Below are 25,023 nucleotides of genomic sequence, written 5' to 3'. Positions count from 1 at the left end.
CCTTCATTCGATTCGGATCACCCAAGCGTATGAATCTGTACATTCCCGAACGCCGCTTCTCCCTGATTGACGAACAGACCGAGCCGGCCTTGTTCGATGTCGTACATGCGGGCGCTCATCGCGGCCCGGCCGCCGACGTAGATTTCGCAGATCGTACCGTCGATCAGAATACGAATCCCGACGGCTTCGCCCGGCTCGTAATCGAACGGACGCTCCAGTTCGACTTCGTAAGGAAACGTCTTCCCGCCTTCTTCCGACTGCATGATCGGCCCGCGGAACGTGACGCGGCCGCGCTGCGGCTCAAGCGTCACGTAATAAGCGGCATCCAGACTGCCCTGCGTCCGCAGCATGAAGCCGGCGCCCTGCGTGCCGGGCGAGAAGCTCAGGTCGGCCGATATGCGGCAGACTCCGGGCAGCTCGCCGCGCGTGGCGCAGGCGGCGAACGCGTAAGGTTCGACGCACGTCAGCGTCGGACCTCCGGCATCGCCTCCGCCGGTCTCCGTCCACTCTCCCGCAAGGCCGGAGAACGAAGCCGGTACGGGCACGGAGAACGCCGCGTCGATCGACTCGGGCACCCGCGTGCCGAGCGTGCCGTCGGGCCGTTGGAAAATCTCGTGCACGACCAGATTGCCGCCCCAATCCCACGTATCGTAATCCTGTCCCGCCGCCTGCGGAGGATTCCAGCCGAACAGGTCGTCGCGCTTGGTCGGATTCCAGCCGAACAGATACCGCTTCGTTCCGTCGGATGCCGACTTGGCCGCGTAATAGGCGCGGCCGTCGAACGCTTCTTCGCGCGGCGAGAACCAGGGGCCTCGCGGCGACCGGCTCATCCGGTAAAAAGTGCCGAAGCGCCCCGTATACGAAGAGTAGACCAGATACCACCATTCCCCGATCGAGAACAATTCCGGGCATTCGTGCGCGCCGACATGCAGCTTCGGCGCGTACAGCGGCGGTTGGTATTCCCAATGCTTCAGATCCGCGGACGTCAGCAGCCCGACGCAGCCTTTGCGGGCTGTCGTCCCCACGGCCAGCGCGGCGACGAGCATCCAGTAACAGCCTTCTTCTTCGTTCCAGAACACGAACGGATCTCGCCAGTCGGCCATTTCGTAGATTTCTCCGTCCGGCCCGAACGTCTCTTCGGGCAGCTTCTCCCAGTGCTTCAGATCGGTGCTGACCGCATGGCAGACCAACTGCCTGCCTTCGGGGAAGACGCAGTAGAACATATGGTAGGTCCCGTCGACCTTGAGCACATGCCCGGTCCCGCCTTCGATGCCGCACGCTCCGCGTTCGTCGTACCGCACGAAATCGGTCGTGCCGAGCAGATGCCAGCCGTGGTCCAGCCCTTCCCGGTGATTCTCCCTCCAGCCGTGCAGGTAGAACAACTTGAACTCCCCGTCTTCGTAATAAGGAATGACGTCGCCGACCCATGCCTGTTCGGGACGGTAGAAAAATTCCTGAGCCATATCGGACCTCCTTCGCGTTAAGCTCGAACTTCTGTCTGCGTATGCTTCAGCCGACTTCCCAAATCGACCGCATCTCCCAAATTTCCAGCGACATCACCTGCACGCCGCCGTTCCCCCGTACTTGTAGCCCAAGCGCATCGGTCCGGCTCGGATAAGCCCGGGTCGTCACGCTTTTCAATCCGTTCGCGTACGCTTCGATCATCGAGCGGTCCAGATAGACGTGCAGCTTGAGCGTGTCGCCGCCGAGATCCAGCCGTCCGCTCTGCACGCCGCCACCCTGCTCGCGCGGGTCGAGCGTCGTCTTCGAACGGTCGACGCCAAGCCTCGATTCGGCGCTGTCGTAGAACAGCATCGTCTCTTCCTCGCCGCCCGGGGAGCGTCTGACCGCAAGCCCCCATCGGTCCGCGCCGTCCGCCCGCAGTTCAACCTTGATCTCCAGCATGTCGCCTTCGATGCCGGACAGCAGGCGGTTCGCTTCGTCCGCTCCGACATCGCGGAGATCCGCCAGCTTCTCGCCGCGCAGACTCTCCAGCTCTTCGATCGGCCCGAGGCCGAGCCTGCCGTCTTCGCGCAGCCATACCTGCAGCGGAAGCCCCGCGTTATGCGCCCAGCCCGACGCGTATTCCATCTCCGGCGTGCGGTCGCCCTGCGCGATCGTGAACACGATCAAGCGTCCGGTCTTCGGATCGACCATGCCGCTCGGTCCGGTAAAATGGAAATCGCCGACGTCGATCAACTGCGGTTCTTCGTCGTCCGGCACGAACGACAGCGATTCGCGGTCCAGCGTCCCGATCCAGTAGAACACTTCGACGTCCGCTCCGGCGCCGACCGGGCTGATCAGCAGCAGATGCTTCTCCGCGCCGCCCGCGTCCCGGCCGAGCGGCAGCAGCACCGGCAGTTCCCAGATCGGGCCGAGATAAGGAAAGCGCTCCATGTCCGCTATGTAGAACGGCCCTTTGTACGTCCAGTTCAGCAGGTCCGTCGAGACGTAGGCGAAGGCCGTGCCGCCGCCTTCCGCCGTGCCGGAGCCGACCAGCGCGTACCAGCGGTCGCCTTCCCGCCATACGAACGGGTCCCGGAAATCGCCGAACCGTCCCTGATCCGGCTGCTGCACGATCAGCGGAGCCGGATGTTTGGTCCAGCGAACCAGTTCGGCGTCCCCGTCTTCGGCATACGTGCTGCGCGCCAGCGCCACGCTTTGATCCGGCGAAGCTTCGGCATGGCCGGCCGTGAAGAACAGCACGGGCAGGCCGTCGGCGTCGTACGAAGCGCTGCCCGACCAGATGCCGTCGGCAGCGAGTCCGTCGTCTTCCGGCGCCAGCGCGACCGGCAGGTCCCGCCAATGCACCAGATCTTCGCTGATCCAGTGTCCCCAATGCAGATGATGGAAAAAAGGACCCTGCGGATTGTGCTGGTAAAACAAATGGTATTTGCCTTCGAAGTATACGGGCGCATGCGGCTCGTTCATCCAGTGCGCCGGCGGATGGGCATGATACTGCGGGCGATGCCGGTCCGACGCCAGAGCCGACCGGTCCAGCCGGATCTGCCCGCTCCCAAGCGGCGGATGATCTCCCCCGCAGGCGCGCCGCACGCCAGTGTAAGCTTCGGCGATCTCCGTTTCGGCAAGCGCCCGGCCGTAGATCCGCAGTCCGCCGAGCAGGCCGGCGAAGCGCTGCCGTTCGAACGCCCGGGCAAACCGCACCCCCTGCGGATGGCGCCCGATCCACAGCTCCGTGCCGGATGCCGGCATCAGGCGCGAGCTCTGCGGCACCGGAAGCGAAGCGGCTTCCCGGCCGTTCAGGTACAGCTTCGCCGTGCCCGCTTGCCCGTCGAACACGCCGTAGGCATGCGACCACTGCCCTTTGGGCAGCCGGTCTTCGTCCGGCGCCCAGAGTTCGATCCAGCGGCCGTCGCTCAGCCCGAACTGGAACGTCCAGGAGCCGTGCCTGGACGTTCCGAGCAGAAATCCGCGTCCCGCATCCCGGTCGCAGCGCGCCGCGATAGCGGCCGGATGCCGAGGGTCGCCGTGCTCGTACGAACGCGGCGCGATCCAAGCTCCGACGCTCAGCGCGGACAGGCCGTCTGCGCGGTCGATCGCTTCGTCCGCCCCGATCGGATGCCCGATAAATGTCGAGTATCCGTCAAGCAGCAGGCTGCCGCGTTCTTCGCCGCCCGGCCCGGCGCGCCACTGCGGATCGCGCGCCTCGGCGAACGGCGGATTCCGCAGCACATGCTCGACGGAATCGGCTCGGCCGGACAAGCGTTCGACCGCGACCGGTCCGCTGCCTTCGTCGAGCGGCCAATGCAGCAGCAGGCCATTGTCATTGTTCTCTATAGGGTCGATGCGCAGGAGATCGCTCATCGGGACAAGCTCCCTTCTTCGATCGTGTGCGCCGCCGGTTCGGCGTACGCCGATCCCAGCCGGTGCACATTCAGGCGTTCGAAGCGGACTTCCCCGCCCCGCGCCCGGAATTCGATCCCGTCTACCGGGGCCGACGGGAAGATCTGGTCGGTCAGAACGGCCGCTCCGCCGTCCGCAAACACTTCGACCGAACTCCGGTCGAGCCAGATCCGCAGCTTGAGCCGCCCGTCTTCGCTCCGGGCCCGAACGCCGTGCCGGCAGGCGAACGCTTCATGGAATTCCGTCACGCCCGAATGCGTCCGGTCGATATACAGCCATTCGCGCTGCGGTTCGTATCCGATCGTCGTCTCGCCCGATTCGCCGGACCGGAACGAGATTGAGATCTCTTCCGCGGACCCGGTCCCGATCTCCGCCTCGATCTCGATCAGCCCCGCTCCCGCTTCCATACGCAGCGCCGAACCCGGCGCAAGCACCGCGCCGGACGCCGTCTCCGTCGCTTCGCGCAGACTCTCTACTTCGCGCACCGGAAGCTGCACCAGCTCCGGCTGCTCCGCTCCGGCCCGCAGCGACAGCGTCCTCGGCAGCGTCATTGCGCTGCGCCAGCCTTCGGTCGGCGTAATATTGGCGTATTTCCAGTTGCTCATCCAGCCGATGAACAGGCGGCGCCCGTCTTCCGCGGAGACGTCCGACCATGTGACGCCCGCATAATTGTCCCGGCCGTGATCGAGCCAGAGCACGCGCCCGGCCGGCGCGTCGTTCACGAAGGACAGACCGTCGAAGCGGCCGGTGAAATACTGCGTGCGCGAGCCTTCCGGGCAGGCGGGATTGTCGCCGATGCTGACGATCATCACCCAGCGGCTTCCGTCTTCGCCTTCGACCGGAAGCTCGAACAGGTCGGGACATTCCCAGACACCGTCATGGGACCCTTCGCTGCGGCCGAATTCGCTGGCGAATTCCCAACTCTTCAGATCGGCGGACCGGTAGAAGCGAATATGGTCGCCGGCGGCCAGCAGCATGATCCAGCGGCCCGTATCGGCGTGCCAGAACACTTTCGGATCGCGGAAGTCGGGGCAGTCCGTCTCTTCCAGCACCGGGTTCCCGGCGTATTTCTCCCACGTCCGGCCTTTGTCGCGGCTGTAGGCCAGGCTCTGGCGCTGCATCGGACGTCCGCTGATCGGATCGTCGGACGCATGGGTGAACAGGGCGACCAGCCCCGATCCGCCGCCGAACCATCCGCTGCTGTCGTCAGGGTCGACGACGCAGCAGCCGGAGAAGATGAAGCCGTGCTCGTCGGGCAGCAGCGCGACGGGGCGATGCTCCCAGCGGATCAGGTCGCGGCTGATCGCATGCCCCCAATGCATCGGTCCCCAGACGCTCGAATACGGATGATGCTGGTAGAACAGATGGTATTCGCCTTCATAGAAGACGAGCCCGTTCGGATCGTTCATCCAATGCCGCTCGGGCGTGAAATGGAACTGCGGACGGAAATTTTCCGTATAATCATGCGGCGCGGCGCGCTCCATCAGCTCCGCCGCTTCTTCGGCGGCAGGCATCGCCCGCAGCGCGCCGGGCCGGGTCGTCACCAGCGCGCCGCCGGCGTTGGCGAACGCAAGCGCCCGGCGCAGTTCGGTCTCTGCCGGCAGCGAATCGAGGCCGTATTCCAGCAGGGCATGCAGCAGGCAGCCGAAGAACGCGTCGCCCGCCCCCGTCGTATTGACGACGTCCACTTCGTAGCCGCGCACGTACCCGGAACTGCCGCCGGCTTCGTAATAACAGCCGCGTTCTCCGAGCGTGACGACGAGCAGCCGTCCGGCGAACTGTTCCCGCAGCTTCGCCGCTCCGCGTTCGACGCTGGCGATGCCGGTCAGGAACAGCACTTCTTCTTCCGACACTTTGACGATGTCGGCCCGCTCCAACCCCCACCGGATCTGCTCACGTGCCGCAGCTTCGTCCGTCCACAGATCGAGCCGGACGTTCGGATCGAATGTGACCGTCGCTCCCGCGGCGCGCGCGCGTTCGACCGCCGCTATCGTCGCGCTGCGGGCCGGTTCGTGCGTCAGCGTCACGGAGCCGAAATGCAGGATGCGGCTGCGTTCGATCAGATCCGCCGGCAGATCGGCTTCGGTCAGCATCATGTCCGCGCCGGGCTTGCGGTAGAAGCTGAACGAACGGTCGCCGTCTTCGTCCAGATGCACGAACGCCAACGTCGTATTCGCTTCGTCCGTCACGCGGACGCCGGAGACGTCGATGCCGCAGTCGCGCAAAGTGTCGTGCAGCAGCACGCCGAATGCGTCGTCGCCCACGCAGGCGATCAGCGCCGAATGATGTCCCAGCCGGGCCAGCGCCGCGGCCGCGTTCGCCGGGGCGCCTCCCGGATTGCCCGTAAACGTCGGGAGATTGCCGTCCGGTTCCCCGGACGGCGTAAAATCGATCAATACTTCTCCAATTGCGGTAAAATCAAGCATGGTTTCTCCCACCTGTCTCTATTTTGAATCACTCTTTTTGAATCACTCTTTTTGAATCCTTTTGCGTGTCCGCTTGTGCTTTACTGCTTCAGCGAAGCGTTATAGCGGTCGAGACCCGTTTGGTAAATTTCCATCAATTCGTTCAGTCCCATTTTCTCCAGCGTCTGCACGTAAGCGTCCCATTCCTCGTCCGCGCCGCCGTCGACGATAAACTTGCCGCGCTGCGTGTTGACGTATTTCAGCAGCTCGGGCTCAATGCGGTTGATCGTGTCCAATTCGTCCGGTTCGAAGAAGAGGCTCGGATAATTTTCTTTTTCCATATAAGGCATGTAGTATTTCTCCAGATCGTCCATGCGCTGCTGCGCCCGCGGTTCGAGGTCGACGACCACGCCGAGGTCTTCCTTCGTGATAACGCCCGGCGCGCCTGCGCCTACAGCCACGGTCTGACGGAATTCGCCGGCATTGGTGCCTTCCGGAAGCGGCAGGTTCACGAGCTTGCCTGCGGCGTCTTTCTCGAACACGACGTCAAGCGGTCCCCAGTGGACCTGAGCGGCCATGTAAGGCTCGTACTGCTCGTCGATCCAGCGCATCGTCGCTTCCGGGTATTGATTCTCTTTCGTGATCGAGAACGCGCCCCGTGCCGGCCCGCCGCCGTTGCCCCGGCCGATCGTGCGATCGCCGTCCGGTCCGGTCAGCGGTGGCAGCAGCACGTAATCGTCGGCGCGCTCCGCTCCGGTCATCTCCGCGACTTCCCACCAGACGAAGGAACCGAGCGTCTCGTCCGGCGATTTGCCTTTGGCCAAATACTGGGCGGCATCCTGGGTGAACGACTCGGGATCGATCAGCCCTTTGGCGTACCAGTTGTCGTGCACGTACTTAAGCGCTTCCTTGTATTCCGGCTGATTGGCGGTGAAGATGACTTTGCCGTCGCGTACGATCCGGTGCTCCATGTTATCCGGCATACCGAAAGCGCCGAAGAGGCCGCCGATATCCATGCACCACTGCATATGCATGAAGCTGAGCGGAAGTTCGTCCGCTTTGCCGTTGCCGTTCGGGTCCTGCGTCTTGAACGCCTGCAGCGCCTGCGTATATTCGTCGAGCGTCTGCGGCACTTTGAGGCCAAGCTTGTCGAGCCAGGTCTTGTTGATCGCGTGGAAAAACGGATTGGAGCCGAGATCGTTCTCTTCCCAGGAAGGCAGGCCGTAAATATGCCCGTCGGGCGCCGTGATGTTCGCGCGGATATCCGGACGCTTTTCCAATAAAGCTTTCAGGTTCGGCGCATACTGCTCGATCAAGTCTTCCAGCGGAAGCAGCGTGCCGTCTTTGCCGTAATTCACGAGTTCGTAGTCGGACAGGCCGGCGCTGTAGAACGCATCGGGAATGTCTCCGCTGGCGAACAGCAAGTTTTTCTTTTCCGCAAAATCGGTGTCCGGGATGTTGTTCCACTCGACCTGAACATGGGTGCTGTCCTGCAATTTTTTGAAAATTTCCATTTCGCCGTAATCCGGCGCCAGCGCCGACTTCTGCGACACCATCTTCAGCGTGATCGTGTCGTCGACGATCGGCAGCCCGGTCGCGTTGAAGTTGTCGTCCTGGTCGGCTTTGCCCACATGGTCTTCCTGAGCGCCGCCGCCGCATCCGCCCAGCACCATCACGCTCGTCAGCATCAGCACGCTCGCACTTTTCCAAGCCGGTTTTTTCCACAATTTTCTGGACATCTTTCGTAACCCCCTTAGGTTCGTTGAATGAATGGGTGTCGCTGCCCGCAGACCGCGGGTTCGTGCTGCTTCCGGCATCCCTCCCCGAGCGAAATCGAATCCGCGATCAGCCTTTGATCGAGCCGATCATGACGCCTTTGACGAAATATTTTTGCAGGAACGGATACAGGGCGAGCAGCGGCAGGCTGGCCACGATGATGACGCCGTACTTGATCAGCTCGGTCACCCGCAGCTTGGCCGCGTACGATTCCACGTCGATCATCATGCTGGAATTCACCTGGTTCTGGACGAGGATGTTGCGCAGCACGAGCTGCAGCGGATATTTCTGCTCGTCGCTCAAATAGATCATGGCGTCGAAAAATCCGTTCCAGAACCCGACGACGTGATACAGCACCATGACCGCGACGATGGACTTGGACAGCGGCAGCACCATACTCCAGAAAAAGCGGGCGTTGGAGCAGCCGTCGATCGAGGCGGCTTCCCACATCTCGTCCGGGATCGAAGACTGGAAAAACGTGCGGACGATAATGACGTTGAAGACCGCCCCGGCTCCCGGCAGTACGAGCGCCCACAGACTGTCGAGCATGTTCAGGTCCTTGATCAGCAGATACGTCGGAATGAGTCCGCCGCTGAAAAACATCGTCACGAGCAGGAACCACATGATCGCCGTTTTGCCGTAGAGGTCTTTGCGCGCAAGCGGATAAGCCGCGCACAGCGTCACCGCTACGCCGATAAACGTCCCGACCGAAGCGTAGAGCAGCGAATTGGCGTAGCCCGTCCAGATCGCCGCGTCCTGGAAGATGCGCTCGTAGCCTTCCAGCGTGAATCCTTTCGGGAATAACCACACTTCGCCGGAGTAGATCAGGTTCGGGTCGCTGAACGACGCGATCAGGACGAAGTACAACGGGAACAGCACGAGCAGCATGACGATCGTCAGCAGCGAGTAGTTGACGACGTCGAACCAGAAATCGCCTTTCGTTTTTCTTTTCGTCAATAAGTTCATGGGGCTTCCTCCTACCAAAGACTGGTTTCCGTCAATTTTTTGGCAATGCGGTTAACGGCGAAGATGAGGATAATGTTGATTGCCGAGTTGAACAGGCCCACGGCGGTCGAGAAACTGTACTGCGCTTTCTGAATGCCCGTCTCGTACACGTAAGTCGGAATGATGTTCGAAGCGGAGTAGTTGAGATCGCTCTGCATAAGGAACGCTTTCTCGAACCCGATACTCATCACGTTGCCGAGCGCCAAAATGAGCAAAATGACGATCGTCGGCAGGATGCTCGGGATATCGACGTTCAGCACTCTTTTCCATTTGCTTGCTCCGTCCATGATCGCCGCTTCGTGAAGTTCGGGATTGACGCCGGCGAGCGAGGCCAGGTAGATGATGGTGGCAAACCCGGTCTCCTGCCAGATGCCGGACAGAATGTACAGCGGGCGGAACCAGCCGGCGTCGGCCATGAACAGGATCGGCTGGCCGCCGAACCACGTAATGACATGGTTGACGATGCCGCTGTTGGGAGACAGGAACACGCCCAGCATGCCGACCAGCACGACGGTGGAAATAAAGTGCGGCGCGTAGATGACGGTCTGGACGAAGCTCTTGTACTTCTTCGCCATCATCTGGTTCAGCAGCAGGGCAATAAGGATCGGAGCCGGAAAACTGAACAGCAGCGAGAGAAAGCTCAGCAGCAGCGTGTTCTCCATGATCTGCCAGAAGTTGTACGCGCCGAAAAAGTCGGCAAAATGCTTGAATCCGACCCATTCGCTGCCCCAGATGCCCTGGCTGGGCGAGAAATCCTTGAACGCGATCTGCACGCCGTACATCGGGTAGTACCGGAAAACCAGATAGATCGCCACGATCGGAAGCAGGAACAGATACAGTTGGTAATCCCTTTTGATCCGGCTCCAGACGTTTCGTTTCGCTTTGACTTCCGAGCGTCCGGCCAAGCTTTGTCTTGATATCATCCTCATTCTCCCTTTCTGTTCACCCAACGTTTATCTAGAATTGAAACGTTTCCAACTTAAATTTGAAACGTTTCCAAAACTGGCTAAAAAACAGGCCTTCCGTTACGTCGTTTCTCCGGGTCTGAACGTAACGGGCAGGCGGTACGTTTCCTGTTCGATTTCGGTGCCTTCGATTTTCTTAAACAGCAGTTGGATCGTCATGCGGGCCATCTCTTCGACGGGCTGGCGAATGGTCGACAGCACGGGATGGAAATAGGCGTGGTCCTGAATGCCGTCGTATCCGATCACGCGCACGTCTTCGGGCACCCGGATACCCAACTTCTTGGCGCGCTCGATATATTTGGCGGCGAACATGTCCGTAATCGCGAACACGCCGTCGATGTCCCGGTGTCGTTCGAGGAACTCTTCGTAATACGCGTCTTCGTCGACGACCGGATCGGGCTTCTCGTAAATGACACATTCAACGCCAAGCGCCGCAGCTTCGTCCGCGAAGCCGTCGCGGCGGTTCATCGTCTCGCTGAACAGCTCGGTGCGCGAACCCATAAAAGCGGGCCTGGTCGAACCGGCCTTGACCAGTTCCCGCAGTGCCAACCGGCCGCCTTCGTAATTGTCGGACGTGACGCAGGTGATGGTCTTGTCGAAATGCCGGTCGATGCTGACGATCGGAATATCGGTGCGCACCATATGTTCGACGTCGTTGTACGTGATGCCCACGATGCCGGCCACCTTGTTCTGCTGGAGCATCTCCAGATAATACAGTTCTTTCTCCGGGCGTCCGCCGCTGTTGCACAGCATAAGCTTGAAGCCCGCCAGATCCAGTTCGTCCTCGATGTAATAAGCGAGTTCCGAGAAGAACGGATGCCAGATACTCGGAAGCAGCAGCGCGACCGTCTTCGATTTTTGCATTTTGAAATTGCGCGCGACTTCGTTCGGCACGTACTGCAGCGTACGAATCGCTTCTTCGACTTTTCTTCTCGTCTCGGGCTTGACGGCACCCGAGTTGTTGATGACGCGCGAGACGGTTCCGACCGCGACGCCGGCCAACTGAGCGACATCCTTGACACTCGACATTTGTTTCTCCACCTACTTTTTCTCTCTTTAGGCGTATGATAGCACCAAATTGGAAACGTTTCAACTCTTTTTTTGAAAGCGTTATTTTCGTTCTGGATATAAAAAAAACCGGACGCTTGTCCGGCCTGCCTGCTTCGCGCCGAGGCGCGTTTTCGGAGCGTTCCCGAGCATTTCCTCGCCTTCGGCCGCGATCGGCGGTACCCGGTCAGCAGCGCCGGTTCAGCGGTACTGCCTCGGATCGTGCGGATTCGGAATCGGCTCGGGATGGAGCCGGCACCACTCCACCGCGTGATCGCTCAATTCGTGGAACGATTCATAATCCAGATACGCGATCTTCGGCTGCCGGATACGGTTGAGGATCGTCTCGACCCGCTCCCTGAACACGGGATCGGCCATGCGCTGCGCGTGGAACGTCTTCTCGATAAAATCGGCGAACAGCTCGTACCCTTCGTCCCAGTTCGCGTTGCCGTTTTGTTCGGCTTCTTCGTGCAGGCGGGCGACCGAGCGGATCAGTTCGCCCTGCACGGTCGGCGCCTGGCCGCTATCCGGTACGAGCGTCTCTTGCAGCGTGCGGAATTGTTCGGCGTATTTCATCCTAATTAAGCCTCCTTTTTCGTTAAAAAATGCCCAGGTCGTTGGCGGCCACGCGGTTCAGCTGCGCCTGAAAATCGTCGCTTGGCGGAATCTCCGGCACCGGGCGCCAGCGGCCGCCGCTGTCCATGCCGTAGACGTTCCATCCGCCGGCGTCGAGCCGGAACTGCGCGACCGGCAGCTCGATCCAGCCGGCGCCGTCTTTGGACGGACGCTGCTCGATCAGCATCACTTCGTCGCCTTCCAGCGAGTAGCCGATGCTGCGCCGGTTGCGCAGCTGCTCCTCGGCGGCGCTCTCCATATAATGCCGCATGATTTTNTCCGGTCCTTCGCCGGCGGCGGCCAGCCTTTCGGCCAGTTCGCGCCCCAGCGCGGACGCCGCGTCTAGGCGCCGATACGAACGCGGCGGCGGGAAGCCGAACGTCCCGCGCATGTCGGCCAGCGGCAGCGGAGCGATCGGCCGCACGGCCAGAATCGGCACGGCGAAGCCGCGCTTCGTGCCGTCGAAATACGCCAGCGTCTGCGCGTACGAACCCGGCTCGTCGCGCTCCGCGAGCACGGCCAGTTCTTCCGGCGTGCCCGCAATCGGGCGGCCGAATTCCGCGTAGGCGGCGACCGCTCCGACCGGCGTCGATACGTACAGGTACGCACCGGTCGGCCGGTCTGCGAAGCGCCGCCGAAATTCATGCCTCTTCGTGCCCGCGAGCATCCGCGCGTAAGGCTCGGGACGCAGGCTGACGATCAGCGGGTCGCGTTCAAGCTCCGCTTCGCCGGGCGCCGCGTATCTCTTTGCCGCATCTACCGCATTTGCCGTACCTGCCGTAATTGCCTCGCCCGCCGAAGATAAAGCTTCGGACGGAGTCGGATCTGCGCCCTTTTTTTCCAAGTTTGCCATCAGGGTGATCGACGTCCCTTCCCGGCCGACTTCTTCGAAGCCGAAACGGCGGTACAGCTTCATCGCGGATTCGTTGCCCGGATCGACGCTCAGCGATGCCCGCCGCGCGCCCCGCTCCCGCAGTCCGTCCAGCAGATGCCGCAGCAGCGCCGTCCCGATGCCTCGGCCCCGACTGCCCGGCAGCAGCGCCATCCCGAGCTCCGGCACGTCCGGCGCGACATAACCGTAGCCCCGGTTGTCCGCGCCGAAATAACGGGCTGTCGCCGAACCGAGCGGCGTCCCGTCCGGCGCTTCGGCAATCACGCCGAAGTCGCCTGCCCGGCCCCAGTCTTCCGCGTATTTGCGCATGGCCGGCTGTTCGAGAATCGAACGGTCGAACGGCTCCGCGCCTTCTTGTACATACAACGACTCGAACAGCATCTCCCATAGAAAAGGAAGATCTTCTTCTGTCGCGGGGCGTATCCGGTACGACGGCTCTCCGCTGCCCGGATCGACAGTCGGGCGTTCCCGCGGCGCTGCCTGTTTCTCATGAGGGTCCATTTGATTGTGCATCCGTATATTCTCCCTTCTGATGCAGCTTTTCTGCAGGGCGATCTCAAGCGATCGAACCGCAGGCTGCTTTTCATTTTTTCATTCCCGGGCTTTACTGCTTCGCTTCCGCCATTGCCACACTCCGAACGCAGCCGCAAACAGTACAATCCCCGTCAGCGCTGCGACCCATCCTCTATTGTTACCCGTTTCTTCATTCGCTTTCGTTAGGACTTCCGGCGGGACTTCGTATTGCGTACCCGCTCCGAGCTGCCGGAGATCCGCAGCTGCTCTCGCATTTTCGGGATTTTCGGGATTTTGGGGATCGATCTCGCCCGAACGGCCGCAGTTCGCGACTTCGTACCGACCGTCGTGTTCATACGGATACAGCAGGTAGCGTTTCCCTTTTTCAAAATCGAATTGGCAGCTGCTCCAGCTTGTATAGATGACGACTTCCGGTTCATTTACGCCTTTCCAGCTCTCGTCTACAGCCAGCGTGACTGCGTCATAGGCTTCGTTCCGGCCGTCTTTGAATTTTCCGATCCCAATCACCGTTCCGGTCAGAACCGCCGCGGCTTTCTCTGTCGCCAGATCTGCCGTTGCCGGAATGGAGCAGCTGCAGGCCAGCGCTTTTCCGGGCGGCACAAACAGGTTTACAGACATCAGAATCAGCAGCAGCGCACACGACATGATGAAGAATCTCTGCATCTCAGGTTCTTCTCTCCTCCCGATTTTCCGGCCATTTAACCTTTAAACGGAGCCTGCCGCCCAAAAGTTACGAAAAGCTCGATTTACCTGCCGCACGTTTTCGTTTCGTCCCGAATTTGAGTCTGAACGCCCCGTTTCGGGTAATGAGGGAAAGAATTGTTACGGATAATGCGCGTTTTTCATCCATTTTCAAATAAGAAGGAGAGCTGGTCCAACCTATGAGTAAAACGATTTTCGTATCCAACCGTCTTCCCGTCACCGTCAGCAAAAACGAATCCGGCCTGGAGTACAAGGAAAGCATAGGCGGTCTGGCTACCGGACTCAAAAACTACCATGAACAGGGCAGCACGGTCTGGGCCGGCTGGCCGGGCGTCGCGCAGGACGATCTCAGCGAAGAAGAGAGTTCCTCCGTTGCCGACACCCTCAGAAACGACTACAAATGCCTGTCGGTCCCTTTGACTTCCGACGACATCGAACAATATTACCACGGCTTCTGCAACGAGACGATCTGGCCTCTGTTCCATTATTTCACGAGCGCGGTCGAGTATAAAAAAGAGACGTGGGAAGCGTACCAGCGCGTAAACCGCAAGTTTTTCGATTCGGTTGATCCGCTGATCGAGGAAGGCGACACGATCTGGATCCACGATTACCAGCTCATGCTGCTGCCGCAGATGATCCGGGAAAAGCATCCGGACGTGAAGATCGGATTCTTCCTCCATATTCCGTTCCCTTCGTACGAAATCTATCGTCAGATGATCTGGCGCGACGAGATTCTGCAAGGATTGATGGGCGCGAACCTGATCGGTTTCCATACGTACGATTACGTGCGCCACTTCCTGAGCAGCGTGCGCCGTCTGCTCGGACACGAACACAGCCTGTACAAAATGCAGCTGGAGTCGCATGTCGTACAGGTAGACGCGTTCCCGATGGGCATCGATTACGACTATTTCGCCAAAACGCCGACCAAGGAAAACGCGTCGCAGGAAACGATGGATTTCGTCAAAAGCACGCAGAACGTCCGCAACATCATCTCGGTCGACCGTCTGGACTATACGAAAGGCATTCCCGACCGGATCAAAGCGTTCAAGCAGTTTCTGTCCAACTACCCGGAATACCGGGAAAAGGTACGCCTGAACCTGATCATCGCGCCGTCCCGCGTCGGCATCGAGAAATACGATAACCTCAAGCGGGAGATCGAAGAGCTCGTCAGCGAAGTGAACGGCGAATACGGCACGTTCAACTGGATGCCGGTCTGGTTCTTCTTCCGCACCGTGTCCCAGGACGACCTGATCGCTTTCTACCGCCACAGCGACGTGCTGCTCGTCACTCCGCTGCGCGACGGCATGAACCTGGTCGCCAAAGAATACGTCGCTTCGCGTACCGATTACAAAGGCATGCTCGTCATGAGCGAGACGGCCGGCGCCGCCAGCGAACTCGGCGAAGCGATCATCGTCAACACGAACGATCACGAAGCGATCGCGGCCGGCATCAAGATGGCGCTTGAAATGCCGGAAGACGACAAGATGGACCGCAACAAAAACATGCACCGCCGGATCTCCCGCTACAACGTCAAGTTCTGGGCGGAAGAATTCCTCAACACGCTGCAGGGTTCGCCGGAAGAGAAGATCCATACCGAACCGCTCGATCGTCTGACTTCCGCTTCGTCGGAACTCGATCTGGCGTACCGGACCGCGAACAAGCGGGTGCTGTTCCTCGACTACGACGGCACGCTCGTCGGCTTCAAGCCGACGCCGGATCAGGCGCGGCCGGACCGCGAACTGAAGCAGCTGCTGACGACGCTGACCGAAGATCCGAAGAACACGGTCGTCATCATCACCGGACGTGACCGCTTCACGGCCGAGAAATGGCTGGGCGACCTGAACCTCAGCATCGTCGCGGCGCACGGCCTGTGGTTCCGCCCGGCGGGCGGCGAATGGACGATGACGCTGAACATCGACAACGAATGGAAAGAAGCGATCCGTCCGATCATGGAGACGTACACCGACCGGACGCCGGGCTCGCTGATCGAAGAGAAAGACTATTCGATCGCCTGGCATTACCGCCAGTCCGAACCGGACATCGCGGCCGTGAAGCGCAACGAGCTGAAGGAAGCGCTCATGTCCATCACCCAGTCGATGACCGTCGGCGTTCTGGACGGCAACAAAGTCATCGAAGTCAAAGATACGCGGGTCAACAAAGGCCACGGCGCGCATCTCATGCTGAGCCAGGGCAACTTCGACTTCGTGTTCGGCGCCGGCGACGACCGGACCGACGAAGACATGTTCGCGGCGCTGCCGGAACATGCGTACTCCGTCAAGATCGGCAAAGAAGTGACGGCGGCCCGATACCGCCTCAAATCTTCCGCCGATATCCGCGCCCTGCTGGGCCGCTTTACGCAGGTCTCCGGCGAAGTGGCGGAAGATGCGGCGAAAAGCAAGTAAGCGGCCGGATACCGGATCGTTTATGGATAGGATGTATGAAAAGAAGTCGAAAGAAGCCGAGCTAACCGCTCGGCTTCTTTTTTGTCTTGTTTTTTGGGGGCTGTGCGCCGCTTGGGTATGGGTTAGCGGCTTTTGGGGTGTGGGCTTTTGAGTCTTTTGGCGATTTTGGAGCGAGCCAGGCGAGACTGAACGCTGCGAGGCAAAGCCGAACTTGCTCAGAACAAGCCCGGCTTCGAAAATGTGCACATCAAGTCAACATTTCACGCGATGATCGGCCGCCGGAGCAATAATGCTGACTAAAAGGCAACATTTTAGCCGATTTCGACGCCTAATCCGACCGAATCGGCCAAATTGTGTACATAAAGTCAACATTCGCTCTAAAACCCGCTTAATAATCCGAAAATGTGCATCAAAAGTCAACATTCCCGTGACTGCGCAAGTTTCCGACACTTCGATCGCCCTAGACCTTCACCCTTCACCCTTCACCCTTCACCCTTCACCCTTCACCCTTCACTTTCAACCTCTTCAAGCCTTTCCCTATCGCTCAGAAACAACCGGCCGCTTATCCAGCAATTCCTCCTGCCCCTTCGCCAATTCCGGCTCTACTCTTCCGGTACAATCGCCTGCACCTCGATCTCCACCAGCAGCGCCGGATCGATCAGCGCTTTCACTTCGACCATCGTCGCTACAGGGCGGATGTCGCGAAAAGCTTCGCCGTGGGCGCGTCCGATCTCTTCCCACTGCGAAATATCGGTCACGAACATGCGCGTGCGGACGACATGCTCCATTTTCGCTCCAACGTGCTCCAGCGCTTCCCGGATCATGCCCAGAATCTCCGCTGTCTGCCGGTACGGATCGCCGACTCCGACGACCTCTCCGTCCTTCATCGCCGTCGTTCCCGCGACTTCCACGACGTTACCGACGCGGACCGCGCGGCTGTAACCGACGATCGGTTCCCACGGGGAACCGGTCGAGTATGTTTGTCTGGTCATATGCCCACTCCTCTTTTTCATATATCCAACGTATAACAGCCTGCTTCGCCGAGAAAATCGTGCCGGCTCACGTCCGGTTCGCCCAACAGCTGCCGATAGGCGTTGATCGTTCCGTCATGGCTGACGATGATCGTTCTTCGGCAGTGTTGGCCGGCGATCCAGCCGATCAGCTCCCGCGCAAGCGGGGCAAATTCGGCTTCGGGCATGGCGTTGATTCCGCTTCTCCACAGCGCTGCCGTATCCGGCTGCCGCAGCTTCAGCCCGGCGCCGTAAGCCTGCACGTCTTCCCGCGTCAGCGGAATGTCGCAGGGCAGCGTCGTCCATGCCGGATTTTGCGGAAACATACGCGGGCCGACCCGCGGACTGACCCAAGCCGGCCGGGCATTGCCCCCTTCCGTTAACAGCGCCAGCGTCTCCAACGTCCGAACGGTCGGACTGACCAGCAGCAGATCGCTGTCGTCGATCCGTATACGGCTGTTCAGTTCGGCGACCTGCTGCCTGCCTAGGTCCGTCAACTTGGGATGAAGCCGCTCCAGCCGGTCCGGCGTATCTAGATTATGCTCGGCCTGACCGTGGCGCACAAACAACAATGGCATCGCTGCACCTTCTTCCCTGCACGTTTGACCTTGCTCCCGCCAACCGCACCTTTTATAATGAACGTATTCATTTTACGCGGCGCTGCTGTCGACTTACAATTCAACGGTTTAAAGCCGCAAAGGAGCAAAGTCATGACCCTATCCAATCCAACCTTTTCCTCCGGGATTCCTTTTCGCCAAAAAAATATCATTCTGATCGGCTTCATGGGCGCGGGCAAAACGACGATCGGCCAACGGCTCGCGGAGAAGCTCGGACGGGAGTTTCTCGACGCCGACCACGAGATCGAAGCGCTGCACGGTATGCCGGTCACGGAAATTTTCAGGACGATGGGCGAACCCGCTTTTCGACAGATGGAAAAAGAGTACCTGACGACGCTGTGCCGCAGCGAGCGCGAGAAAGTCGTGTCGCTTGGCGGAGGTTCTTTTATGCAGGAGGAGATCCGGGAATCGTGTCTGTCGAGCGGCATCGTGTACCATCTCGACTTGAGCTGGGAGGCGTGGTTGGGGCGCTTTGAAGCGCTGATCGATACCCGTCCGATTCTGCAAAGCAAATCGCTGGCCGAAGTGGAAGAGATGTTCGCCAGCCGCAAGCTCGTGTACGCCGACAACCATCATACGATCGACGTCGATGCGCGGACGCCCGAGCAGATCGCCGAAGAGATGGCGCAGCAGATTCAAGCCAACTGGACGGTGGAAAAGTAACGATTGGAACAGTAACGATCGCTGAAAAGACGAAAAGGCGGAAAGCCCTTCAAGGTGCTTTCCGCCTTTTGCTTGTCTGTTACTCGGTATCAAGCATCATTTGTACTTCCTTAGAGATCTCTGCCATCCGCTTTTCATATTGTTCAAAAGGCGCAAACGCCTCGATAGCTTCATCCAGCTTCGCTTCGTTTTGCGTGTCGAGCCCCTCTATGAACAAGTCGACGCCTCGCCCTCCGTTTATGCCTATGCCCAAAAATATATTCTGTATCTCGGAGAGCATCTCGTATACCGCCGCAGATTCCAAATCAGGCACCTGTACTCGGGAGAAGTCGTATTCCAGCAGCGTAAAAGCGGCGTTTGATGCCATCAGAGATTCGCGCAGCTCTGCATCTTCCATTTCGTAGTTATTCCATGCCTCAAGCGATCCGTAGAGATTGCTCATCGTAGACTGCGCAACGTTTAGCGCAGGTTCGATCTGCTCGAAATACTCCTCCACAAGCTGGATATCCCCCTCGGTGAGGACGAGCGATTCCGAACGCGTATCGCTTGCCTCGGATCGTTCGGCGGCGGTCTCGACCGCTGCCTCCGTGTCGACCGCTGCTTCCGTCTCCGCTGCCGCTTCATGCTCGACTTCGACCGCGGCTTCCGCTTGGGAAGCTTCGGCCTCCACCGCCCGCTCGGCCGGCTGCTCCGCCGCTGCCTGCGCAGGAGCGACGGCCGTCTCTTTCGCATCGTTCCCGCATGCCGTCATGATCGCCAACGAACAGACCGCCAACCCTGTCCATAATCTCTTTTTCATCTTGAATCCCCCTGTATCTGTTCTCGTTTTCGTTTCTCGAACGTACAAGGGAACTCTACGCAGCTGCCAAGCAAAAGGATTCAAAATTTATCCACTTTTCTATTTTGTTCCTTCTGCTGCTTGTTTGTGCAGGCGGCGATAGGCGTGGCGGTGTTCAGATCAAAGGCCCAAACTGCTTGTCCGTGAGCCGGATCAGCTCTTTGCTCGCTGCGCGGTCGATAAACACCAGCGTCACCGTCTGGTCTTCCCAGCGGTGCAGAAATTCCCAGTCTTCCATGCGCACGATCCGTTCTACCCGGCCCAGCACGTCCATGTCGAACCAATCCCCGTTATGGGCGGCGTTGAGTTCATGCGACTGGCCCGCATGGACCAGATCGATCCGCGTCCAATCTTCGGCGGGATCGAACTTGCCCTGCAGACTCCCGATTTCGATCCGTCCTTCCGCCAAAGCGATCATCTTCGAAATCGCATTCTCATACACGTCGGCGCTCTCCACGCACTCGACATCGAATGTCCAGACGTTCGGCGACAATTCATGTCCGAGTTCCGCCAGCAGGCGGAGATAGGGCTGCTGTTCATAGTAGGCGGCTCCGACATATTTCGTTAACCGTAGGATCATATCCGCGTCGGAATCGACCCCGTGAATCCCCAGTTCGCGCAGCTTCGCGAGTTGGCTTTCCAGGCTGTGGGCGGAAGGGTTGGGCAAAGAATTAGACATCAATTATCGCTCCTTTGAATATGATTTTTATTTATTTTAGGGCTCTTTTTTTGAAAAAAACTGCGACGACTCCATCGACGAGCGGGATGGCTGGATAGCTGATAACAAAATAAGTTGGCATCTGATCGCTCCTTCAGTCAAGTCCGATCTTGAGATTGCTGCATGCGCCGCATCACCGGATGATCCTGTTTCAACTGCAGCAGATCCCACAGATTGCCGTACAGGTCTTTGAACACGGCAACCGTGCCGTACGAATCTTCTTTGGGTTCGCGTACGAATTCGATGCCGCTTTGCTTCATGTCCGCATAATCTCTCCAGAAATCGTCCGTATTCAGAAACAGAAACACCCGCCCCCCGGCCTGATTGCCGACAAAAGGCTCCTGTTCCGGCTTCGAGGCGCGTGCCAGCAGCACCGTCGTGCCGGTCGATCCCGGTGGGGCGACGACGACCCAGCGTTTGTCCTGCTCGGGCTGATACAGATCTTCCACCAGCGTAAAGTGCAGTTTTTGCGTATAAAATGCGATGGCCTCGTCATAATCGTTCACGACGAGCGCGATATGTACGATCGATTGATTCACGTCGATCCTCCCCTTTCACTCCTTTTTTAATTATTCGCTGCCCCGGTCCCCCATCCTTTTTTACCCAAAAAGAAGACGGCCCCTCCGCTGTCCGCGGCAAGCCGTCTTCTCTTCGCACACTCTCTTCAACCGCCGACTCGCACCGTATACCGGCCCGAGCCGAGTTCCAGCACGATGCTGCCTTCTTCCGTACGGAATGCTGCCGCTCCCGGCGCTTCGGCGGCCTCGCGTTCGTCGATCCGCACCGCCTGACCGGCCGAGCGCAGCAGCCGGACTTCGGCCGTCGTGTTCGGCGGCAGCTCGAACTCGTAGGTGACGCTGCCATCTTCACGCTTGGCCCAACCGCTGACGATTGTGCCATACAGAGACTCGTACTGCACGCGGGCGTGCGTCAAGCCGGAATCCGGGTTCGGGGACAACTTGATCCGTTTGTAGCCGGGAGCGGACTCGTCCGTATCCAGCCCCGCCACCGTGCGGTACAGCCAGTCGCCGATCGCGCCGTATGCGTAATGGTTGTACGAATTCATGTCGTCGCTCCAGAACGAACCGTCCGGCTTGATGCCGTCCCAATGTTCCCAGATCGTCGTCGCGCCCTGATGCACCGAGTACAGCCACGACGGATACTCTTCCTGCAGCGCAAGCTGCACGGCGACGTCATGATGACCGTTCTCCGACAGCACCCGGCACAGATACGGCGTTCCGACGAAGCCGGTCGTCAGGTGCATCTTTCGCTCGCGCACGTATCCGGCCAGCGTATCCGCCAGACGGCGCTTCGTCTGTCCTTCCGCCAGCTCGAACATGAGCGCCAGCACATGCGACGTCTGCGTATGACCGGCCAGCCGGCCGTTTGGCGTCAGGAATTCGTCGGCAAAAGCCCGGACGATGCGGCCGTGCAGCTCGGCGTACGTGCGGGCGTCTTCTTCCTTGCCGAGCACGGCGGCCGCTTTCGCGACCAGCGACGTGGAATAGGCGAAAAAGGCGGTACCGATCAGATCCCGCGGCGTCGCGCCGACGTAGCCGTTCTCTTCCGCGTCCAGCCCGAGCCAGTCGCCGAAGTGAAAACCGGTGTTCCACAGCAGCTCGTTCTCGCCCTGGGCGCGAACGTATTCGACCCAGCCGGTCATGCTGTCGTATTGTTCGTCCAGTATGCGCCGGTCGCCGTAGCAGAGGTAGATCGTCCACGGACAAATGACCGCCGCGTCGCCCCAGGCCGCCGAAGAATGTGCGTCTTCGCCCAGCACGTTCGGCACGACGAAAGGGACGCCGCCGCTTGGCAGCTGCTCGGCCGCCAGATCTTTGAGCCATTTGGTAAAAAAGGGCGAGACGCCGTAATTGAACGCTGCCGTGCGGATAAATACCTGCGCGTCGCCTGTCCAGCCGAGCCGCTCGTCGCGCTGCGGACAATCGGTCGGAATATCGAGGAAGTTGCCGCGCTGCCCCCAGACGATATTGCGCTGAAGCCGGTTGATCAGCGGATTGGAGCATTCGAACGATCCGGTAGGACGCATATCGGTATGAATGACTTCCCCGACGAAGTCATGCAGGTCGATCGTTTCCGGGAAGCCGGACAGGCGGACGTAGCGGAACCCTTGAAAGGTAAAGGCAGGCCGGTACGACTCCGCGCCGCCGCCCCGGCACACATACGTCACTTCCTGCGCGGCGGTGCGCAGATTGCCGGTATAGAAGTTCCCTGCCCGATCCAGCACTTCCGCGTGATGCAGCGTAAGCGTCGTGCCCGCGGGCGCGCGGACGGTAAACGCCATGCGGCCGACCATGTTCTGCCCCAGATCCAGTACCCGTTCTCCCGCGGGCGTCACGATCAGCGACACCGGCGCAATCGTCTCCGTCACTTTGACCCGCTCGCTCTGCTCGCCGATCAGCGTATCCATCGGGCGGTCCAGCGCCGAGACGGGAGACCAGTCCGCGTCGTCGAAGCCGGGGCCGCTCCAGCCGGGCATTTCGAGCGAAGCGTCGTATGTCTCGCCTTCGTACAGGCCGGACATGCGTATCGGTCCGTTCGCGCTGGCGCGCCACGATTCGTCCGACGCAATCACCTGCCGCGTGCCGTCTTCGTACCGGATATGCAGCTCCAGCAGCAGCGCGCGCCGGTCTCCGTAGATATCGCGGCGGCCTTCCCAGCCGAGCCGGCCTTTGTACCAGCCGTCCGCAAGCGCCGCGCCGAGCACATGCGGTTCGCCGCCCGAGCCGCTCAGCTGCTGCGTCACGTCATACGCCTGCACCTGAAGACGGCGGTCGTAGCGGGTCCAGCCCGGCGTGAACAGGCTGTCGCCGATCCGCCGGCCGTCCAGTTCCAGTTCGTACAGCCCGAGCGCGGTCGCGAAGACAGTAGCCCGGCGCACTTTGGACCCATTCATCTCAAACTGCCCCCGCATATAAAAAGCCGCCTGAGCCGCCGCATCGATAGCCTCCGCCGCCGGCGTGATCCACCGCGCGCGCCATTCTGCGGCGTCCAGCAGTCCCGTTTCCCAGCAGGCGGTCTCGCTCCACGGCGATTCTTCGCCCTGCTCGTCCCAGATCCGCACCCGGTACAGGTAGCGCGTCACGGAGACCAACGCTTCGCCTGCATACGGCACATGGACGCTCTCGTCCGAGTCTACTTGTCCGCTGTCCCAGACCAACCCTTCTTCGGCAAAAGAGGGATCGTCGGCCGACACCTGAATGTGGTAAGCACTCTGCATCACGTTCCGGCGATCCGCCAGCAGCTTCCAGCCCAGACGCGGACGGCGAACGGTCAGTCCCAGCGGATCTTGCAAATACTCGCAGCGCAGTTCGGTCACTCTCGTTGAACGCATCAGTGATATTCCTCCCGGTCGATCGTATAGTGAATGCCCATGCTTGTAGCCTGAATGTCGTTGCCGTTCTTGTTCATTGTAAAACGATTTGCACCCGGAGCAAGAGGCCGATTCGGACGAATTCATAGGCCAATCTGGACAAGCTCGGACAAATCGATTAGGCTCGAAGCAGCAGTAAGACCGGCCGGCTTCGGCCAAGGAGGCATCACCTATGCAGCGAAGCATGGATCGACTGTTGGGCACGTATTTTTTTGAAAAAGAAATGCCGATTTACGTCAACCGGACGTCGGAATCATTCGATATGCTGGAGCATACGCACGATTTCGTCGAGCTGACCTATGTGTGCGAAGGCGCGGGCGTGCATTATATCGGCGACCGGAATATGCGGGTCTCGCGCGGCGACGTCTTTTTTATTCCGGTCGGCGTGTCGCATGTGTTCCGCCCCGCGGCGCCGGGGCGCGGCCGGGAACTGATCGTCTACAACTGCATTTTCCCGATCGATTATTTGCTGCGGCTGGAAGAGATGTTTCCGGACGCCTCGGCGCTGCTCGCCGCTTTTCGCGCATCCGGAAGTCCCTGGTTCAAGCTGCGCGATCCCGGCGAATTCCACGGCTGGTTCACCGCTTTGTATCGCGAGTACACGGCGCGGCAGCCGGGCTGCGAAGCGGTGCTGACCTCGCTCGTGATCCGCATTCTGATCGCCCTGCAGCGCACTCGCGCCGGCGAAGCGGCGGAGCATCCTACCGAAGAGGCGGAGCCCGGCTCCTCGGCCGGGCCGATCCGCGGCGGCGCGGCCGAAGCGTCGATTGCGCGGGCGGTGCGGGAGATCGAGCGGCGGTACGCGGAGACGCTGACGCTCGGCGAACTGGCACGGGCGGCCGGCCTCAGCGAACGCCAGTTCAGCCGCCTGTTCGTGCGGCAGACCGGGCTGAACTTCTCGACGTTTCTGCAAAATGCACGCGTCGAAGCCGCCTGCGATCTGCTCTCCTCGTCGAACACGGGGATTGCGGAGATCGCGGCGGCTGTCGGTTACGGCGATTTGAAGTTTTTCTACCGGCTATTCAAGCGCAAGACCGGGGTCACGCCGACAGGTTACCGGAGACAGGGCTAGCTTCGCGCCAGCCATTCCACGACCGGATACGAGATCAGGTTGCGATCCCGGTAAGCGGCGGCGACCGCATCGTCGTGCCGGCTGAGGATGCCGTTTTGCAGCAGTACCGGACTGAGTCCGCGTTCGACCGCGCCGTTGTACGTGAACTGTACGCAGTGTTCGGCTGCGAATCCGGCCAGTATGACGCGTTCGATGCCGTGCTGCGCAAGCGTTTCTTCCAACTTCGTCTGCCAGAACGCATTCGAATATGGTTTGGACAGCGCTTGATCGGGCGATTCGAATACAATCTCTTCGATCGTTCGGTAGCTGCCTTCCGTCTCTTCCGTCATGCCTTCGATATCCTGAATATGGATAATCGGATGCCCGGCTGCACGCATCACGCCAGACACATGATTGATATATTCGCATACCTTGTCGATTTTGGACTGAGGTACGCCTTCCAAATGGACGATCTGCATGTCGATGATGAGAAACGCAATTTTCATGGATAGGATTCCTCCGCTGTTC

20 protein-coding genes are annotated in these 25,023 nt (G+C 60.1%); 3 read left to right on the top strand and 17 right to left on the bottom strand.

Annotated features, from left to right (window positions below):
- Positions 1 to 17: 17 nt before the first annotated feature.
- The 10 genes from FTE24_RS09875 to FTE24_RS09830 all read right to left on the bottom strand — a co-directional run bounded on the left by FTE24_RS09875 (position 18) and on the right by FTE24_RS09830 (position 13,766).
- Complete coding sequence (locus FTE24_RS09875; RefSeq protein WP_150233147.1) at positions 18 to 1,463, bottom strand: glycoside hydrolase family 32 protein; 1,446 nt, start codon at positions 1,461 to 1,463, stop codon at positions 18 to 20.
- A 46-nt stretch (positions 1,464 to 1,509) separates the two neighbouring features.
- Positions 1,510 to 3,825, bottom strand: a complete 2,316-nt coding sequence (locus FTE24_RS09870; protein ID WP_150233145.1) for a GH32 C-terminal domain-containing protein — start codon at positions 3,823 to 3,825, stop codon at positions 1,510 to 1,512.
- The gene (locus tag FTE24_RS09865; protein WP_150233143.1) at positions 3,822 to 6,290 is read right to left on the bottom strand and encodes a PfkB family carbohydrate kinase; all 2,469 of its coding nucleotides are present in this window, start codon (positions 6,288 to 6,290) and stop codon (positions 3,822 to 3,824) included. The genes FTE24_RS09870 and FTE24_RS09865 overlap by 4 nt, the downstream gene beginning before the upstream one ends.
- A gap of 80 nt (positions 6,291 to 6,370) precedes the next feature.
- Entirely contained in the window at positions 6,371 to 8,008 is a 1,638-nt protein-coding gene (locus tag FTE24_RS09860) for an ABC transporter substrate-binding protein (protein ID WP_150233141.1), read from the bottom strand.
- Between the two features lie 106 nt (positions 8,009 to 8,114).
- Positions 8,115 to 9,011 (bottom strand): carbohydrate ABC transporter permease, encoded by an 897-nt coding sequence (locus FTE24_RS09855; protein WP_141446725.1) that lies wholly within the window; start codon positions 9,009 to 9,011, stop codon positions 8,115 to 8,117.
- Between the two features lie 11 nt (positions 9,012 to 9,022).
- Positions 9,023 to 9,973: an ABC transporter permease gene (locus tag FTE24_RS09850; RefSeq protein WP_150233139.1), complete on the bottom strand. Its 951-nt coding sequence runs from the start codon at positions 9,971 to 9,973 to the stop codon at positions 9,023 to 9,025.
- 102 nt (positions 9,974 to 10,075) lie between these two features.
- Entirely contained in the window at positions 10,076 to 11,044 is a 969-nt protein-coding gene (locus FTE24_RS09845; protein WP_150233137.1) for a LacI family DNA-binding transcriptional regulator, read from the bottom strand.
- 219 nt (positions 11,045 to 11,263) lie between these two features.
- The gene (locus tag FTE24_RS09840; RefSeq protein WP_150233135.1) at positions 11,264 to 11,638 is read right to left on the bottom strand and encodes a hypothetical protein; all 375 of its coding nucleotides are present in this window, start codon (positions 11,636 to 11,638) and stop codon (positions 11,264 to 11,266) included.
- Between the two features lie 22 nt (positions 11,639 to 11,660).
- Positions 11,661 to 13,070, bottom strand: coding sequence for a GNAT family N-acetyltransferase (locus FTE24_RS23230; RefSeq protein WP_442978167.1), 1,410 nt, complete (start codon positions 13,068 to 13,070; stop codon positions 11,661 to 11,663).
- Positions 13,071 to 13,160: 90 nt separating this feature from the next.
- Complete coding sequence (locus tag FTE24_RS09830; RefSeq protein WP_150233133.1) at positions 13,161 to 13,766, bottom strand: hypothetical protein; 606 nt, start codon at positions 13,764 to 13,766, stop codon at positions 13,161 to 13,163.
- A 218-nt stretch (positions 13,767 to 13,984) separates the two neighbouring features.
- Between FTE24_RS09830 and FTE24_RS09825 the strand changes: the two genes are divergently transcribed.
- Complete coding sequence (locus FTE24_RS09825) at positions 13,985 to 16,207, top strand: bifunctional alpha,alpha-trehalose-phosphate synthase (UDP-forming)/trehalose-phosphatase (protein ID WP_150233132.1); 2,223 nt, start codon at positions 13,985 to 13,987, stop codon at positions 16,205 to 16,207.
- A 602-nt stretch (positions 16,208 to 16,809) separates the two neighbouring features.
- On the opposite strand, the gene FTE24_RS09820 is transcribed toward FTE24_RS09825, so the two are convergent.
- A complete protein-coding gene (locus tag FTE24_RS09820) occupies positions 16,810 to 17,199 on the bottom strand; it encodes a RidA family protein (protein ID WP_150233130.1) in 390 nt (129 codons plus the stop codon).
- A 17-nt stretch (positions 17,200 to 17,216) separates the two neighbouring features.
- Positions 17,217 to 17,795, bottom strand: coding sequence for a histidine phosphatase family protein (locus tag FTE24_RS09815; RefSeq protein ID WP_150233128.1), 579 nt, complete (start codon positions 17,793 to 17,795; stop codon positions 17,217 to 17,219).
- A 132-nt stretch (positions 17,796 to 17,927) separates the two neighbouring features.
- On the opposite strand from FTE24_RS09815, the gene FTE24_RS09810 reads away from it, so the two are divergent.
- Entirely contained in the window at positions 17,928 to 18,497 is a 570-nt protein-coding gene (locus tag FTE24_RS09810; protein ID WP_150233126.1) for a shikimate kinase, read from the top strand.
- A 79-nt stretch (positions 18,498 to 18,576) separates the two neighbouring features.
- Here FTE24_RS09810 and FTE24_RS22995 read toward each other — a convergent pair whose 3' ends face one another.
- From FTE24_RS22995 to FTE24_RS09790, 4 genes are all read right to left on the bottom strand, one after another.
- Complete coding sequence (locus FTE24_RS22995) at positions 18,577 to 19,296, bottom strand: hypothetical protein (RefSeq protein ID WP_202111817.1); 720 nt, start codon at positions 19,294 to 19,296, stop codon at positions 18,577 to 18,579.
- Between the two features lie 154 nt (positions 19,297 to 19,450).
- Entirely contained in the window at positions 19,451 to 20,014 is a 564-nt protein-coding gene (locus FTE24_RS09800) for a hypothetical protein (protein WP_150233124.1), read from the bottom strand.
- Positions 20,015 to 20,151: 137 nt separating this feature from the next.
- Positions 20,152 to 20,592 (bottom strand): VOC family protein, encoded by a 441-nt coding sequence (locus FTE24_RS09795; RefSeq protein WP_150233123.1) that lies wholly within the window; start codon positions 20,590 to 20,592, stop codon positions 20,152 to 20,154.
- Between the two features lie 125 nt (positions 20,593 to 20,717).
- Positions 20,718 to 23,405, bottom strand: coding sequence for an alpha-L-rhamnosidase (locus FTE24_RS09790; protein WP_150233121.1), 2,688 nt, complete (start codon positions 23,403 to 23,405; stop codon positions 20,718 to 20,720).
- A 211-nt stretch (positions 23,406 to 23,616) separates the two neighbouring features.
- Here FTE24_RS09790 and FTE24_RS09785 point away from each other — a divergent pair, with 211 nt between their 5' ends.
- A complete protein-coding gene (locus tag FTE24_RS09785; RefSeq protein ID WP_150233119.1) occupies positions 23,617 to 24,516 on the top strand; it encodes an AraC family transcriptional regulator in 900 nt (299 codons plus the stop codon).
- Here FTE24_RS09785 and FTE24_RS09780 read toward each other — a convergent pair.
- Positions 24,513 to 25,001, bottom strand: a complete 489-nt coding sequence (locus FTE24_RS09780) for an isochorismatase family cysteine hydrolase (RefSeq protein WP_150233116.1) — start codon at positions 24,999 to 25,001, stop codon at positions 24,513 to 24,515. The genes FTE24_RS09785 and FTE24_RS09780 overlap by 4 nt on opposite strands.
- Positions 25,002 to 25,023 lie beyond the last annotated feature (22 nt).

Origin of the sequence: Saccharibacillus sp. WB 17, assembly GCF_008634075.2 — a bacterium.
Lineage (GTDB): Bacteria > Bacillota > Bacilli > Paenibacillales > Paenibacillaceae > Saccharibacillus > Saccharibacillus brassicae.
The sequence above is the reverse complement of the archived record's forward strand: the minus strand, read 5'-3'. Positions and strand labels throughout refer to the sequence as shown.